Raw genomic sequence first — 15,377 nt, forward strand, 5'->3', positions numbered from 1 at the left:
GCGCTAGTGTCGAGAACAGATGCTCCCGACGGACAGTGAGGTTCACCCATGGCGCAGTCGCCCCCTCCCGCAGTGGTCACGGTCACCGGAGCGGCAGGCAGCATCGGCTACGCGTCGCTGTTCCGGATCGCCGCCGGCGAGATGCTCGGACCCGACACCCCGATCCGGCTGCGTCTCTTGGAGATTCCGTCCGCCGTGTCCGCCGCCGAGGGCACCGCGATGGAGCTCGACGACAGCGCCTTCCCGCTGCTCCGCGACATCGAGGTCCACGACGACCCGAAGCGGGGTTTCGACGGCACCGACGTCGCCCTTCTCATCGGATCACGTCCCCGGTCCAAGGGCATGGAGCGTGGCGACCTCCTGGCCGCGAACGGGCAGATCTTCACCGTGCAGGGTCGCGCGCTCAACCAGGTTGCCGCGGACGGAGTCCGGGTGCTGGTCGTGGGCAACCCGGCCAATACCAACGCCCTGGTCGCCGCGAACAACGCCCCCGACATCCCGGCGGAACGGTTCACGGCGCTGACCCGGCTCGACCACAACCGCGCGATCGCCCAGCTGGCACGGCACTCCGGCGCCGCGGTGAAGGACATCCGCCGCGTCGCGATCTGGGGCAACCACTCAAGCACCCAGTACCCCGACATCTTCCATGCGCGGGTCGGTGACCGGTCCGGTGCCGAGTTCGCCGCCGACCGCGAATGGCTCACCGGCGACTTCATTCCCACGGTCGCGAACCGTGGCAGCGCGATCATCGAAGCTCGCGGCGCATCCTCCGCGGCCTCCGCCGCCAACGCCGCGATCGACCACGTCCACGACTGGGTGCTCGGCACCCCCGACGACGACTGGACGTCGGTGGCGCTGCCCTCCACCGGCGCCTACGGCGTGCCGGAGGGACTGGTGAGCTCGTTCCCGGTTCGCTCGGTCGACGGGTCCTGGCAGATCGTGGACGGGCTCGAGATCGACGACTTCTCGCGGAAGCTGATCGACGCGTCGGTCGCGGAACTCGAATCCGAACGCGACGCCGTCCGGGGCATGGGATTCATCTGATCCGACGTTCGCCTTCCGGAACGGTCGCGCCGACGTCACGAAATCGTGTCGACACGTGTCCGTTTTCGGAAGTCGACCGGTCGTCGCATACGCTGCCTCTTCGATGATGTGGCGTCGAGTGTGTACCGCGGTCGTGTCCGGAACCCTGCTGGCCGGACTCTCGGTGAGTGCTGCCGGGGCGATTCCGCCTGCAGCGCCCTCCTCCCCCACCTCCACACCGTTCGCCACCCCGAACACCGACAACTGCCCCAACAGGTCGGCCCCCGCGCCTGCGATCGACCTGTCCGAGGTACCCCAGCCGGGTGATCCGGCACCCAGCGCCGTGTCCGTGCCCGACGAGCCGGTGGGCGGGCCGAAGCTGGCCGAGTGCGGGGTGATCCTTCCCGACGACGCGCCCGCGCTACCCGCCGACATCGCGGCGTCCGGCTGGGTGGTCGCGGACATCGACACCGGCGACGTGCTCGCGGCGAAAGACCCGCACGGCCGCTACCGGCCGGCGAGCACGATCAAGATGCTGCTGGCTCTCGTCGCGCTGAGCGAACTGGATCTCGACAAGACCGTGACCGCCACCGCCGAGGACGCCGCGGTGGAGGGCAGCGCCGTCGGGATCGGCAAGAACGGTCAGTACACGAACCGGCAGCTGATGCAGGGCCTGGTGATGGCGTCGGGGAACGACGCCGCCCACCTCCTCGCCCGGCAACTCGGCGGCGACGCCGCCACGGTCGACAAGATGAACCACCTCGCCGACACCCTCGGCGCGCACGACACGAGGACCGCGACCCCGTCGGGGCTCGACGGCCCCGGAATGAGCAGCTCACCGTTCGACCTCGCACTCATCTTCCATACCGCGATGAAGAACCCGACGTTCGCGGAGCTGATCTCCACCGAGACGGTGCAGTTCCCGGGTTTCCCGAAGGATCCGGCGATCCCGGACGATCAGGACCGGCCCCCGTTCGCACTGGCCAACGACAATCAGCTGCTCTACAACTACGACGGCGCACTGGGCGGCAAGACCGGGTTCACCGACGACGCCCGCCACACGTATGTCGGCGGCGCCGATCACGACGGTCGCCGCCTGATGGTGACGTTGATGGGCGCCGAAGCCCAGCCGATCCGGCCGTGGGAGCAGGCGGCACGACTGCTGGATTACGGTTTCGCCCTCGACCGCGACGCCCAGGTGGGATCACTCGAAGACCTGTATCCGGCCGAATCCGATTCCGCCGCGGTGCTTGCCGCACCGCCGCAACAGGATTCGGCCGCCGCGACGAGTTCCGTCGTCGCGTCGGGTTCCGACCACCCCCACAACACACTCGCCCTGCGGGCGGGTGTGGGGATCGTGGGGACGGCCGTCGTGCTCATGCTCGTGCTCGGCGCGCGTCGGCTGTCCCGCAGGCGCTGACGAACACCGGCGCCCGGCTCAGCGCCTGTTGCGGGTGAACAGTCCGGACAGTCCGAGCGCAGCGATGGCGCCCACACCGACCAGTGCGAGTCCCCCACGCACACCCGGACCCTCGTGCACCTCGATCCGGGGGTTGATGACGGCCGGATCCGGCGGCGGCACGAAAGCGAGCGCAAGGCTGGCGCGGCTGGTCGCGGCCCACGCCGTCGAGAAGAGCAGCATCCGGCACGTCAGGTAGATGAACACGAGCAGACCGATGATCGGACCGAACGCGACACCGGCGGGACCCGCGGTGACCGCCGAGAGGTAGATGGCACCGACCTGCTTGAAGATCTCGAACACCACGGCCGCGAGCAGGGCCGCCTTGAGCGCACTGCGGAATGTCACGGGCTCTCGGGGCAGTCGGGCGATCACCCAGGCGAACACCGCCCACGTCGCGACCAGCGACACCACGGTCGACAGTGCGCGCAACCCGGCGTCGACGCCGGGCACGTCGTCGAGATTGAGCACCTCGACCACCGTGCGGGCCACCGGGCCGCTGCTCAGCGCGGAGGATCCGAGAGAGACCACCATCGCCAGACCCAGCCCGAGCAGAGCGGCCGCGTCGCCCAGTTTGGTTCGCACGAATCCCTTCGACTCGCGCTGGCTCTCCCACATCGCCGTCAGCGCGTCGCGCAGGTTCGCCATCCACCCGAGTCCCGCGTAGGCGGCACCGAGGAGGCCGAGTACACCCACGCTGGCACGGGACGCGATCGCCGAATCGATGACCGTGTTGAGCGTGTCACCCAGACTTCCGGGAACGTTCTTGGTGATGCTGTCCTGCAGTTCCTGCAGCAACTCCGGCTGACCGGCGAGGACGAAACCGGCGATGGCGAACGCGACCATCAGGATCGGAATCAGTGCGAGCACACTGAAATACGTGATCCCCGCCGCGTAATAGTCGCCCTTCTGCTGCTGATACCGCTGTGCGGCCCGCATCAGATGGTCGAACCAGGGGCGCGCTGCCCGCTGCCTGTCGAGAAAACTCGGTTCGTCAGCCACAGTGCTCATCCCTTCGGTGTCAGAAACCCAACCTTCTCGTATACGGCCGCCAGAGTCTGCGACGACACCTCACGGGCGCGGTGGGCACCGGCGGCGATGATCCGATCGAGTTCTGCCTCGTCCGAGAGGTACCCCTCCACCTTCGCTTTCAACGGTGTCACGAATTCGGCGAGGACATCGGCCGTATCGGTCTTCAGGTCGCCGTACCCTTTGCCCTCGTACCCGGCCACCAACGTCTCGACCGGCGTGCCGGACAGCGCGGACTGGATGGTGAGCAGGTTGCTCACACCGGGCTTGGCCTGCGGGTCGTAGCGGATCTCCCGCTCGTTGTCGGTGACCGCGGACTTGATCTTCTTCGCCGACACCTTGGGGTCGTCGAGAAGGTTGATCAGCCCCGCGGGGCTCGGACCGGACTTGCTCATCTTCGACGTCGGATCCTGCAGGTCGTAGATCTTGGCGGTGCCCTTGATGATCTGCGCCTCGGGAATGACGAACGCCTTCCCGAACCGGGTGTTGAACCGCTGGGCGAGATCGCGGGACAGTTCGAGATGCTGACGCTGGTCCTCGCCGACGGGGACGCGCTGCGGACGGTAGAGCAGGATGTCGGCAGCCATCAGCACCGGATACGTGAACAGGCCGACGCTCGCGTTCTCACTGCCCTGTTTGGCCGACTTGTCCTTGAACTGCGTCATCCGGCTCGCTTCACCGAAACCGGTGATGCAGTTGAGAACCCACGCCAGCTGCGCATGCTCGGGCACCTGGCTCTGCACGAACAGCGTGGCGCGGTCGGGGTCGATTCCGAGCGCCAGCAGCTGCGCCGCCGCGATCTTCGTGCGACGGCGCAGCTCTTTCGGGTCCTGCGCCACCGTGATCGCATGGAGGTCGGGGATGAAGTAGAACGCGTCGAAGTCGTCCTGCAGAGGCACCCACTGCTGCAGAGCACCCAGGAAGTTGCCGAGGTGGAACGAGTCGGCGGTGGGCTGGATGCCGGAGAGCACCCGCGGTTTCGCGGTGGGTTTCTGAGCTGCAGGGGTCGACATGAGTACTGATCTTTTCACGTGCGCCGTGACGACACGAATCAGATACCGGCCGTCACCGGTACTGGACGGTGACCGGCGCGTGATCGGACCACCGCTGGTCGTAGGTTTCGGCGCGCTCGACGACGGCCTGCTTGGCCCGCTCCGCCAGTTCCCGGGTGGCGATCTGGTAGTCGATGCGCCAGCCGGAGTCGTTGTCGAACGCCTTCCCACGGTACGACCACCAGGAGTACGGCCCGGCGACGTCGGGATTGAGCTGCCGGACCACGTCGGTCCAGTGCGCGTCCTCGGCGAACAGTGCCCCGAGCCACTCGCGCTCGTTCGGGAGGAAACCGGAGTTCTTCTTGTTGGTCTTCCAGTTCTTCAGGTCGAGTTCGGTGTGGGCGATGTTCCAGTCGCCGCAGACCACGACGTGCCTGCCTGCCGCGACGGCGGCCGCTGCGGTGGCGGTGAGGTACCGGGCGAAGGAGTCCATGAACCGCTCCTTCTCCTCCTGCCGCGGTGTCTGGGCCTCCCCGGAGGGCAGGTACAGGCTCGCGACGGTCAGGTCGTCGAAGTCTGCCTCGAGGTAGCGGCCCGCGGTCGCGAACTCGTCGTCACCGTGGCCGACGCGGAAGGCGTCGGCAGGTTTCCGGGACAGGATGGCGACGCCGTTGCGCCCCTTCGACGACGGCTCCGCGGACACCAGGTTCCATCCGCCCTCCAGAGCGGGCACGAGCGTCTCGGCGAGCTGCTCGTCGGACGCCCGCGTCTCCTGCAGACACACGACGTCGGCCTCCGTGCGCTCGATCCACTCGGTGAGCCCCTTGCGGGCGGCGGCGCGAACGCCGTTGACATTGACGGTGGTGATGATGTGTGGCACGGCAAGCACCGTAGCGGACGCGTACGACAGCGCGGCTACCGAGACGAACGGGCGCTGCGGCGTTCCATCGCGACCGCCACGGTGAGGACCACGAGCCCCGCCACGGCGAGCAGCGCACCGACCGCGGCGGGCGCCGTGTAGCCGTGGCCGGCCGCGATCACGACACCGCCGATCCACGCCCCGAACGCGTTCGCGATGTTGAGGGCCGCGTGGTTGAGCGAGGCGGCGAGGGTCTGGGCGTCGGCGGCGACGTCCATCAGCCGGGTCTGCAAACCGGGAACCATCGACGCACCCGCCGCGCCGACGAAGAAGACCAGCAGCAGCGCCGTGTACGGGTTGTGGGAGGCGATCACGAAGATGCCGAGCAACACCCCGAGCGCCGTCATCGATACGAAGAGACCGGGAAGCAGCGCCCGGTCGGCGAGCCGGCCGCCGATCAGATTGCCCGCGACCATGCCCAGCCCGTAGATCATCAGGGCCAGCGGCACCAGCGACCGCGACAGGCCGGCGACGTCGGTGAGCGTCGTGCTGATGTACGTGTAGACGGCGAACATGCCGCCGAACCCGACCATGCCGATGATCAGCGTCATCCACACCTGCGCGCGGCGCAGGGCACCGAGTTCGGTGAGGGGATTCGACATCCTCATGGCGGCGAGCGCGGGCACCCACGACCAGATCGCGCCCAGTGTCGCCACACCGATCACGGCCACGAGAGCGAAGGCGCTGCGCCAGCCGAGCGTCTGGCCCAGCCACGACGCGACGGGAACGCCGACGACGTTGGCCACCGACAGTCCCATCATCACGAGAGCGACCGCCCTGGCCCGCTGGCCGCGGTCCGCGAGGTGCGCCGCCACGAGGGCCGCGACACCGAAGTAGGCGCCGTGTGGGAGGCCCGCCACGAACCGCGCGGCCATCAGCACACCGTAGTTCGGCGCGAACACGGTGGCGGCGTTGCCGATCGTGAACGCCGCCATCAGCGCGATCAGCAGCGTCTTACGGGGCACCCGCGCGGTCAGCGCGGCGATGAGTGGCGCGCCCACGACCACACCCAGCGCATACGCCGAGATGACGTGCCCGGCCGTCGGCTCGGTGATCCCGAGACTCGACGCCATCTCGGGCAGCAGCCCCATCGCCACGAACTCGGTGGTCCCGATCCCGAAGCCACCGAGCGCGAGCGCGATCATGGCGAGCTTGCGAACGGACGGATGTTGGGCGATGACACCGAGGTGCTCGGGGCGGACGGGGGTGGAAGTGCTCACAGAAGAACTTTCGACTAGGCAGGGAGACGGCTACGCGGCGCACGGCGCCTCGTTGCGCAACGACCCACATCGAAATTCTCTTCCCCGGATTCCGCTTTTGGCGCATCGAGCGACCGTGAGATGACTCACCCGGGCCCGGAGACGCCGAACGGGACGCCCCGTGAGGGACGTCCCGTCGGTAGCGCTGTGGCTCGATGCCTACTGCTCGGCGATGGCCTTCTGGAGGTTGATGTCCAGCGCACCGAGGAACTCCTCGGTGGTCAGGTAGCCCTGGTCGCCGCCGACCAGCATCGCGAGGTCCTTGGTCATCTGGCCACCCTCGACGGTCTTGATGACCACGTCTTCGAGCTTCTGGGCGAAGCCGATGACGTCGGGGGTGTTGTCCAGCTTGCCGCGGTGCTCGAGTCCACGGGTCCACGCGAAGATCGACGCGATGGGGTTGGTGGACGTCGGCTTGCCCTGCTGGTGCTGACGGAAGTGACGCGTCACGGTGCCGTGTGCGGCCTCGGCCTCACACGTCTTTCCGTCCGGGGTCAGCAGCACGGAGGTCATGAGGCCGAGCGACCCGAAGCCCTGCGCGACGGTGTCCGACTGGACGTCGCCGTCGTAGTTCTTGCAGGCCCAGACGTAGCCGCCCTCCCACTTGAGCGCCGACGCGACCATGTCGTCGATGAGTCGGTGCTCGTAGGTGAGTCCTGCCGCGTCGAACTCCGACTTGAACTCGGTCTCGTAGACGTGCTGGAAGATGTCCTTGAACGCGCCGTCGTACGCCTTGAGGATGGTGTTCTTGGTCGACAGGTACACCGGGTAGTTCTGCTGCAGGCCGTAGTTGAGCGAGGCGCGCGCGAAGTCCTCGATGGACTTGGTGAAGTTGTACTGCCCCTGGACGACGCCGCCACCCTCGGGGAAGTTCACCAGCTCGTGCTCGATCGGCTCGCTGCCGTCCTCGGGCGTGTAGGTGATCATCACCTTGCCGGGGCCGGGGACCTTGAAGTCGGTGGCGCGGTACTGGTCGCCGAAGGCGTGACGGCCGATGATGATCGGCTTGGTCCAGCCCGGAACCAGTCGCGGAACGTTGGAGATGATGATCGGCGCGCGGAAGATCGTCCCACCGAGGATGTTGCGGATGGTGCCGTTGGGCGACCGCCACATCTTCTTGAGACCGAACTCCTCGACGCGTGCCTCGTCCGGGGTGATGGTCGCGCACTTGACGCCGACGCCGTGCTTCTTGATGGCGTTGGCCGCGTCGATGGTCACCTGGTCGTCGGTCTCGTCCCGGTATTCGATGCCGAGGTCGTAGTACTCGAGATTCACATCCAGGTAAGGATGGATCAGTTTGTCTTTGATGAACTGCCAGATAATGCGCGTCATCTCGTCGCCGTCGAGTTCGACGACGGTGCCCTCAACCTTGATTTTGGACATGGGTGCTTCGCGTCCTCCTAGGAAGTTTCCCTGGTTACACGGTTGCGGGCGCACTTTGTGAGTGGGTCCGCGAACGGTTCGCTTTTCAAACGTAGACGGTCGAGGCGGCCGCTGGGAGACCGCACGTAAACAAGACAAGCGTACTGCTATGCGCCACGCTCGCAACACGTGGGGCACGCAGGCCGTCCCTACTCGCGGGTAACTTTTCCCTGCTAGTGGCCGTGAATCGGTGCCGTTTCCGGTCGTTCCACCCCAGCCGCTAAGATTCACTCCAGGTCATGAGTGCCAGCAACGAGCCCCGGCTAGCTGGCCGGCAACCCTCCACCGCGGTGGGGTGCCCCGGGTGATGACCTGGTTCCCTGATTCATACAACAGTCGGGTGACAAGCGCGGGTCCGACATCGGAGGTTCATGATGTGTTGTTGTCGTAGATAGACCCCAGACAAGCCCTGCGCGCGAACGAACCAGCAACTCTGTCGCGCCTCGTCAGACCACTGGAGTAGACAGCACATGACCGAGAACTGGTCGTTCGAGACCAAGCAGATCCACGCCGGGCAGACGTCCGACGCGACCACCAAGGCGCGGGCGCTGCCGATCTACCAGACCACCTCGTACACGTTCGACAGCACCGATCACGCTGCCGCGCTGTTCGGTCTGGCCGAGCCGGGCAACATCTACACCCGCATCATGAACCCCACCCAGGACGCGGTCGAGCAGCGCATCGCCGCCCTCGAAGGCGGCGTCGCCGCGCTGCTGCTGTCCTCCGGGCAGGCCGCCGAGACGATCGCGATCCTGAACCTCGCCGAGGCTGGCGACCACATCGTCTCCAGCCCGCGGCTGTACGGCGGCACCTACAACCTCTTCCACTACACGCTGCCCAAGCTCGGCATCGAGGTCTCGTTCGTCGAGGACCCCGACGACCTCGAGCAGTGGAAGGACGCGGTCCGGGACAACACGAAGGCGTTCTACGGCGAGACCATCTCCAACCCCCGCAACGACGTCCTCGACCTGCCGGGCATCTCTGGGATCGCACATCAGCACGGGCTCCCGCTGATCGTCGACAACACGGTGGCCACCCCCTACCTGATCCGCCCCCTCGAGCACGGTGCGGACATCGTGGTGCACTCCGCCACCAAGTACCTCGGTGGCCACGGCACGGCGATCGCCGGAGTCATCGTCGACGGCGGCACGTTCGACTGGACCCAGGGCCGCCACGGCAACTTCACCACCCCGGACCCGAGCTACCACGGCGTCGTCTACTCCGAACTCGGACCGCCCGCGTTCGCCCTCAAGGCGCGCGTGCAGCTGCTCCGCGACCTCGGCTCGGCGATCTCCCCGTTCAACGCGTTCCTCATCGCCCAGGGTCTCGAGACGCTGAGCCTTCGGATGGAACGGCACGTGTCCAACGCGACCGCCGTCGCCCAGTACCTGGAGGCGCGGCCGGAGGTCGTGTCCGTCGGATACGCCGGGCTTCCGTCCTCGCCCTGGCACGACCGTGCGAAGCAGATCGCGCCGCGGGGTGCGGGCGCCATCGTGACGTTCGAACTCGCCGGCGGCATCGACGCCGGCAAGAAGTTCGTCAACGCGCTCACCCTGCACAGCCACGTCGCGAACATCGGCGACGTCCGCTCGCTGGTGATCCACCCGGCGTCCACCACACACTCCCAGCTGACCCCCGAGGAGCAGGCCGCCAGCGGCGTCACCCCCGGACTGGTCCGCCTGGCTGTAGGCATCGAAGGGATCGACGACATCATCGCCGATATCGAGACCGGACTCACGGCGGCGGCATCTTGACCGTGAGCGCTGTACAGAACCTGCCCGTGGCGGACGGACGTCTCGGCACCATCGACATCGGATCGCTCGAACTCGAGAGCGGAACAGTGATCCCGTCGGTGTCCCTCGCCGTGCAGCGATGGGGTGAGCTGTCCCCGAACCGGGACAACGTGGTGCTCGTCGAGCACGCCCTCACCGGCGACTCCCACGTCACCGGACCCGTCACCGACGAACACCCCTCCCCCGGCTGGTGGACCGGGATGGTCGGTCCGGGTGCGCCGATCGACACCGACGAATGGTGCGTCATCGCGACCAACGTCCTCGGTGGCTGCCGCGGCACCACCGGTCCCGGTTCGATCGCCGAGGACGGGCGCCCGTGGGGCAGCCGTTTCCCGGAGATCTCCATCCGCGACCAGATCGCGGCCGAGAAGAAGTTCACCGACCTGCTGGGCATCGACAAGCTGGCGTCCGTCGTCGGCGGTTCGATGGGCGGAATGCGCGCGCTCGAGTGGGCCGTCACCTACCCGGACCAGGTGGCGTCCGCGCTCATTCTCGCGGTCGGCGCCCGCGCGACCGCCGACCAGATCGGCACGCAGACCACTCAGATCGCGGCCATCACCAGCGACCCCGACTGGCAGGGCGGCGACTATCACGGCACCGGCCGGATCCCCCGGGCCGGACTGCGCATCGCCCGCCGGATCGCGCACCTGACCTACCGCAGCGAGGCCGAACTCGACTCCCGGTTCGCGAACTCGCCGCAGGACGGCGAGGACCCGTGGCGCGGCGGCCGGTACTCCGTCGAGAGCTATCTGCAGCACCAGGCCGACAAGCTGGTCGGCAGGTTCGACCCGAGCACGTACGTGCTGCTGTCCGAGGCCATGAACCGGCACGACGTGGGCCGCGGTCGCGGTGGCATCGCCGCGGCGCTGGGGACGATCACCGCACCCGTCATCGTGGGCGGCGTCGACTCCGACCGCCTGTACCCGATCCGCCTGCAGGAGGATCTGGCCAACGACATCCCCACCTGCGACGGTCTGCGGGTGCTCAACTCACGGGACGGCCACGACGGGTTCCTCACCGAGGCCGCCGCCGTCGCGAAACTGCTCTCCGAGACGATGCAACTGGCCCGCGCGGGACGCTGACCCCCGTGCGGGACGACACCCGCTCGGACCGCTAGTCGGTTCCGAGCGGGTCGATCGACACGGCCAGCCACACGATCGCGCCCCCGACGGCCACCAGCGCACCCACGTCGAAAGGCTTGCTGCGCACCGCGAGCAGTCCGACGCGCTCCGACGGCATCATCAACCGGAACACCGCCGCGAGCAGCGTGGCCACGCCGAACACGAACGCGCCTCGCCGCCACCGATCCGCGAGCACGAACACGACGGCGACGAGGATGACGACGAGGACTGCGAGCATCGGCAGATTCTTCTTCGCGAACTGCCCCCAGTCGGCCATCTCAGCCGAGAGACGCTGCGACACGCTCGGCCCGCTCCACGACGTTGGTCAGCAGGAAGGCACGGGTGAGCGGCCCGACGCCACCGGGGTTCGGGGACAGGAAGCCGGCGACCTCGGCGACATCCGCCGCCACGTCGCCGCGCAGCCCGTCCGCGGTGCGGCTCACACCCACGTCGAGGACCGCGGCACCGGGCTTGACCATGTCGGCCGTGATCAGACCGGGAACACCGGCCGCCGCGATCACGATGTCGGCGCGGCGGACCTCCGCTCCGAGGTCCCGCGTGCGGGTGTGGCAGAGGGTGACGGTGGCGTTCTCGCTGCGCCGGGTGAACAGCAGACCGATCGGGCGGCCCACGGTGACACCGCGACCGACGACGACGACGTGCGCCCCCTCGATCGGCACCTCGTACCGGCGCAGCAGGTGCAGGATTCCGCGCGGCGTGCACGGCAGCGGCGCTTCCTTGCCCAGCACCAGCCGGCCCAGGTTGACCGGGTGCAGGCCGTCGGCGTCCTTGTCGGGGTCGATGCGCTCGAGGGCGGCGTTCTCGTCGAGCTGCTTCGGCAGCGGGAGTTGCACGATGTAGCCGGTGCAGTCCGGGTTGGCGTTGAGCTCGTCGATGGTGGCGTCGAGCTTCTCCTGCGTGATGTCGCCGGGCAGGTCGCGGCGGATCGAGGTGATCCCGACCTTCGCGCAGTCGTTGTGCTTCCCGCGCACGTAGGCGGCCGACCCCGGGTCGTCCCCCACCAGAACGGTGCCGAGACCGGGCGTGATGCCCCTGTCCTTCAGGGCGCTCACCCGCACCTTCAGGTCTTCGAAAATCTCGTCGCGGGTCGCCTTGCCATCGAGGATCGTTGCAGTCACGTGCCCCATTCTCTCAGGTTCGCCATACACGCGTCAGGTCGGTTCCACCACGAGCCCGTTGGCGGTCGCGTACGCGATGGCCTGGGTGAGTTCGATCTGCGCCTTGTCCAGCGAGACCGCCGTCCACAGGTTCGCGTCGACGTGGGCCCCGCGCAGGTCCGCGCCGTCGAATTTCGCGCCGCCGGTGCGGGCGCCGAACAGATCCGCCGACCGGAGCACGGCGCGCCGGAGGTCCGTGCGGACGAGGTTGGCTTCCCGGAACCGGCAGTCCGTGAAATCGAGTCCGCGCAGGTCGGCGCCGCCCAGCGACGCGAGCGTGAAATCGCATTCGTCGAAGACCATCGGGCGCAGCCGGCAGTTGTCGAACTCCGACCCGAGGAAGCTGCAGTTACGGAACTCGCTGTGCCACAGCGTTGTTCGGGTGAACGAGCACGAGCGGAACGCCGTCCCCACATGATTCGACTCGGCGAGGTCGGCGCCCGTGAAATCGCATTCGGTGAAGATCACCGACTCGGTGCGGAGTTCACTCAGGTCGGCGTCGCGGAAGTTGCATTTCGTGTAGTGCCGCCGCCGCCAGTTCTGCGCGGGGAGTCGTGCGTCGCCGTAGTCCTCACCCACCACCTCTTCTGCCGGATCCATGCGTCCATCATGCCGCCTCGCGGTGTGCCCCTAAGCTGTGCGGGTGTTCCGAGTGATGTTCCACGAACCCCGAATCCCACCCAACACCGGCAACGCCATCCGCATGGTTGCAGGCACCGGGTGCGAGCTGCACCTCGTGGGTCCACTCGGATTCGACCTGTCCGAGCCGAAACTCAAACGTGCCGGACTCGACTACCACGACCTGGCGTCGGTGACCGTGCACGAGAACCTGGAGGCGGCCTGGGCTGCGCTGGAGCCCGCGCGGGTGTACGCGTTCACCGCGCACGCCACCGTGTCGTACGCCGACATCGCCTACCAGCCCGGCGACGTTCTGCTGTTCGGTCCCGAACCCACCGGACTGTCGGAGGAGGTGCTGGCCGATCCCCACGTGACGGAGCGGCTCCGCATCCCCATGCTTCCCGGCCGCCGGTCGCTGAACCTGTCGAACGCCGCCGCCCTCGTCACGTACGAGGCGTGGCGCCAGCACGGATTCAGCGGGGCTGCGCTGTAGCTCCGACGACTGCGGCCCCGACACCGGCGGCCGCGCTGGCACCGAGCGCGATGTCGAGGAAGTCGCGCGCCGCACCCTGAACGCCGCGCACCGGGTCCCAGACGGCGGAGAGCCGCCGCGGAAGCGTCAACCCCTCCACCTGAACGGAGGCGAGGCGGCCGTCCGTCAGGTCGGCGGCCACCGCCAGCGAGGACAGAACCGCCGGAGCGTTACCCGCCACGACCGCCGCCTTCACCGCCGTGCACGACGTCAGCTCCAGCAACGGCGGAACGCACTGCGGCACCGCGTTCTCCAGGGTGGTGCGCGTCCCGGAACCGGACTCACGCTGGATCATCGGCGTCGCGGCGAGTTCGGACACGGAAATCGGTGACCGGCGGACCCATTCGTGCTCGGGCGGCACCACGACCACCAGGTGGTCGCGGCCGATCTCCCGTACCTGCAGTCCCGCCGGAATGTCCGGGCCCTCGACGAACCCGAGATCCGCCTCACCGGACAGCACCCGGGCGGTCACCTCGGACGAGTTGAGCAGCCGCACGTTGGTGACCACGTTCGGGTACTTGCGCCGCATCGCGACGGTCCACCCGGGAACCAGGTACTCGGCGATCGTCATGCTGGCCGCCACCGTCAGCCCGGCCTGCCGTTCGCCGCGCAGCGCCGCGACTCCCGACGCCAGTTCCTCGGCCGTGGCGAGTATGTGACTCGCCCATTCGAGGATGAGCGCGCCTTCCGACGTGGGCCGCACCCCGCTGGCGCCGCGGCTGAACACCTTGATGCCGAACTGACGCTCGGCCGAACGCACCCGGGCGCTGACGGCCTGCTGGCTGAGCCCGTGTTCACGCCCCGCCGCCCCCATGCTTCCGAGCCGCTCGACGGACAGCAGGACGTCGAGGGCACTGAGTTCGGGTACTCGGGGAGACAGCGGCACAACCCAAGGCTAGTCCCACAAACGCGATTTGTGGGTATTCAACGACAAGCCTTCTACCGGCCACGACGATGCGTCGGCAAGCTCTAGGTATGACCCCGAATTGGTTCGCAGCAGTGATGGGCACCGGCATCGTCGCAGTCGTCGCCGCGGCATTTCCGGCAGGCGGTCCGGTGGCCCGGACGGCCGCCGAGATCTTCTGGCTGATCGCCGCGACGCTGCTCGTGGTGCTGACCACCGCACTGGTGCGGCACTGGATCCGTCGCCGCGACGACGCACTCGCGGACGCGCGCAGCCATACGATGTTCCCGTTCTACGGCGCGGTGTCGATGGCGGTGCTGACAGTCGGCGCCGGCACCGGATCCGCGGGTCGCGCACTTCTCGGCGGTGTCGCCGTCACCGCGTCGGCCACCCTGTGGACGATCGGGACCGTCATCGGGCTCGTCACCTACGTGGTGATGGCGCGCCGGCTGACCCGGCCTCACCAGGTGACTCCGGTGCCGTCCTGGCTGATGCCCGTCGTGCCGCCGATGGTGTCGGCCGCCACCGGTGCCGCGCTGGTCAAGCACCTCCCGGAAGGCGCGCCCCAGATCGCGATGCTGGCGCTCTGCTACACGCTGTTCGCGCTGGCGCTGAGCGCCGCGCTGACCGTCGCCGTCGTCGTCGGACGCCATCTGCTGAGCAAGGGGCTCCCCGACACCCCACTCGTGCCCACCCTCTGGATTCCGCTCGGCGTGATCGGCCAGTCGGTGGCGGCGATCAATCTGCTCGGCGGGGTATCCGGCCACGCCTGGCTCCACTCGGTGGGCGTGGTCTACGGGACCACCGTCGGCGCGCTCGGCGTCCTCGCCCTCGTGACGCTGGTCACCGTGACCGTCAGGGCCTTTCGCCGCGGACTGGGGTTCACGCCCGGCTGGTGGAGTTTCACGTTCCCCGTCGGCACGTGCGCGCTGGGCGCGAACTCGCTCGGCGTCGCATTGGACTCGGTGGTGATCGTCGGCGCGGGCATGACCCTGTGGTGCGCGCTGGTCCTGATCTGGAGCACCGTCGCGGTGCGCACAGTGCGGCACGCCGCCGGGCAACGGGGTGGGCGCTCGGTCCGCGACGATTCCGCGGGGCACGCCCTCAGCGCGGCGCGCTGACCGCGAA

At 68.2% G+C, this 15,377-nt stretch carries 15 protein-coding genes and 1 riboswitch; of the genes, 6 read left to right on the top strand and 9 right to left on the bottom strand.

Going from position 1 to position 15,377, the window contains the following annotated elements; translation table 11 throughout:
* The first annotated feature begins 48 nt into the window (after positions 1-48).
* Both JVH1_RS05100 and JVH1_RS05105 read left to right on the top strand, forming a co-directional pair.
* Positions 49-1,044, top strand: a complete 996-nt coding sequence (locus tag JVH1_RS05100) for a malate dehydrogenase (protein WP_009479453.1) — start codon at positions 49-51, stop codon at positions 1,042-1,044.
* A 118-nt stretch (positions 1,045-1,162) separates the two neighbouring features.
* Entirely contained in the window at positions 1,163-2,443 is a 1,281-nt protein-coding gene (locus JVH1_RS05105; protein ID WP_009479452.1) for a D-alanyl-D-alanine carboxypeptidase family protein, read from the top strand.
* An 18-nt stretch (positions 2,444-2,461) separates the two neighbouring features.
* Here the strand turns inward: JVH1_RS05105 and yhjD are convergent, their stop codons facing one another.
* From yhjD to JVH1_RS05130, 5 genes are all read right to left on the bottom strand, one after another.
* Complete coding sequence (gene yhjD, locus JVH1_RS05110) at positions 2,462-3,493, bottom strand: inner membrane protein YhjD (protein WP_043782109.1); 1,032 nt, start codon at positions 3,491-3,493, stop codon at positions 2,462-2,464.
* Positions 3,490-4,524 (bottom strand): tryptophan--tRNA ligase, encoded by a 1,035-nt coding sequence (gene trpS / locus JVH1_RS05115; protein WP_011598206.1) that lies wholly within the window; start codon positions 4,522-4,524, stop codon positions 3,490-3,492. The genes yhjD and trpS overlap by 4 nt, the downstream gene beginning before the upstream one ends.
* A 52-nt stretch (positions 4,525-4,576) precedes the next feature.
* Positions 4,577-5,383, bottom strand: a complete 807-nt coding sequence (locus tag JVH1_RS05120) for an exodeoxyribonuclease III (protein ID WP_009479449.1) — start codon at positions 5,381-5,383, stop codon at positions 4,577-4,579.
* Between the two features lie 35 nt (positions 5,384-5,418).
* The gene (locus JVH1_RS05125; protein WP_009479448.1) at positions 5,419-6,642 is read right to left on the bottom strand and encodes an MFS transporter; all 1,224 of its coding nucleotides are present in this window, start codon (positions 6,640-6,642) and stop codon (positions 5,419-5,421) included.
* A gap of 198 nt (positions 6,643-6,840) precedes the next feature.
* Complete coding sequence (locus tag JVH1_RS05130; protein ID WP_009479447.1) at positions 6,841-8,064, bottom strand: NADP-dependent isocitrate dehydrogenase; 1,224 nt, start codon at positions 8,062-8,064, stop codon at positions 6,841-6,843.
* A gap of 274 nt (positions 8,065-8,338) precedes the next feature.
* A riboswitch (SAM riboswitch) is annotated at positions 8,339-8,459 on the top strand.
* A 114-nt stretch (positions 8,460-8,573) separates the two neighbouring features.
* Here JVH1_RS05130 and JVH1_RS05135 point away from each other — a divergent pair.
* Together JVH1_RS05135 and JVH1_RS05140 are read left to right on the top strand one after the other, a co-directional pair.
* Entirely contained in the window at positions 8,574-9,857 is a 1,284-nt protein-coding gene (locus JVH1_RS05135) for a bifunctional o-acetylhomoserine/o-acetylserine sulfhydrylase (protein WP_005257028.1), read from the top strand.
* A complete protein-coding gene (locus JVH1_RS05140; protein WP_043782105.1) occupies positions 9,854-10,978 on the top strand; it encodes a homoserine O-acetyltransferase in 1,125 nt (374 codons plus the stop codon). The genes JVH1_RS05135 and JVH1_RS05140 overlap by 4 nt, the downstream gene beginning before the upstream one ends.
* A 31-nt stretch (positions 10,979-11,009) precedes the next feature.
* On the opposite strand, the gene JVH1_RS05145 is transcribed toward JVH1_RS05140, so the two are convergent.
* Genes JVH1_RS05145 through JVH1_RS05155 form a run of 3 tightly spaced genes read right to left on the bottom strand, consistent with a single transcriptional unit; the run spans position 11,010 to position 12,795 of the window.
* A complete protein-coding gene (locus JVH1_RS05145; protein WP_043782102.1) occupies positions 11,010-11,294 on the bottom strand; it encodes a DUF3017 domain-containing protein in 285 nt (94 codons plus the stop codon).
* A 1-nt stretch (position 11,295) separates the two neighbouring features.
* Positions 11,296-12,156: a bifunctional methylenetetrahydrofolate dehydrogenase/methenyltetrahydrofolate cyclohydrolase gene (locus JVH1_RS05150; protein ID WP_192817881.1), complete on the bottom strand. Its 861-nt coding sequence runs from the start codon at positions 12,154-12,156 to the stop codon at positions 11,296-11,298.
* A gap of 33 nt (positions 12,157-12,189) precedes the next feature.
* Positions 12,190-12,795, bottom strand: coding sequence for a pentapeptide repeat-containing protein (locus tag JVH1_RS05155; protein ID WP_009479443.1), 606 nt, complete (start codon positions 12,793-12,795; stop codon positions 12,190-12,192).
* Between the two features lie 43 nt (positions 12,796-12,838).
* Here JVH1_RS05155 and JVH1_RS05160 point away from each other — a divergent pair, with 43 nt between their 5' ends.
* A complete protein-coding gene (locus tag JVH1_RS05160; protein WP_025432262.1) occupies positions 12,839-13,306 on the top strand; it encodes a tRNA (cytidine(34)-2'-O)-methyltransferase in 468 nt (155 codons plus the stop codon).
* Here JVH1_RS05160 and JVH1_RS05165 read toward each other — a convergent pair.
* Positions 13,287-14,231, bottom strand: coding sequence for a LysR family transcriptional regulator (locus tag JVH1_RS05165; RefSeq protein ID WP_009479441.1), 945 nt, complete (start codon positions 14,229-14,231; stop codon positions 13,287-13,289). The genes JVH1_RS05160 and JVH1_RS05165 overlap by 20 nt on opposite strands.
* Before the next feature lie 89 nt (positions 14,232-14,320).
* On the opposite strand from JVH1_RS05165, the gene JVH1_RS05170 reads away from it, so the two are divergent.
* A complete protein-coding gene (locus tag JVH1_RS05170) occupies positions 14,321-15,370 on the top strand; it encodes a TDT family transporter (RefSeq protein ID WP_009479440.1) in 1,050 nt (349 codons plus the stop codon).
* Positions 15,371-15,377 lie beyond the last annotated feature (7 nt).

It is taken from the genome of Rhodococcus sp. JVH1 (genome assembly GCF_000280725.2).
In the GTDB taxonomy this organism is placed as follows: domain Bacteria; phylum Actinomycetota; class Actinomycetes; order Mycobacteriales; family Mycobacteriaceae; genus Rhodococcus_F; species Rhodococcus_F jostii_A.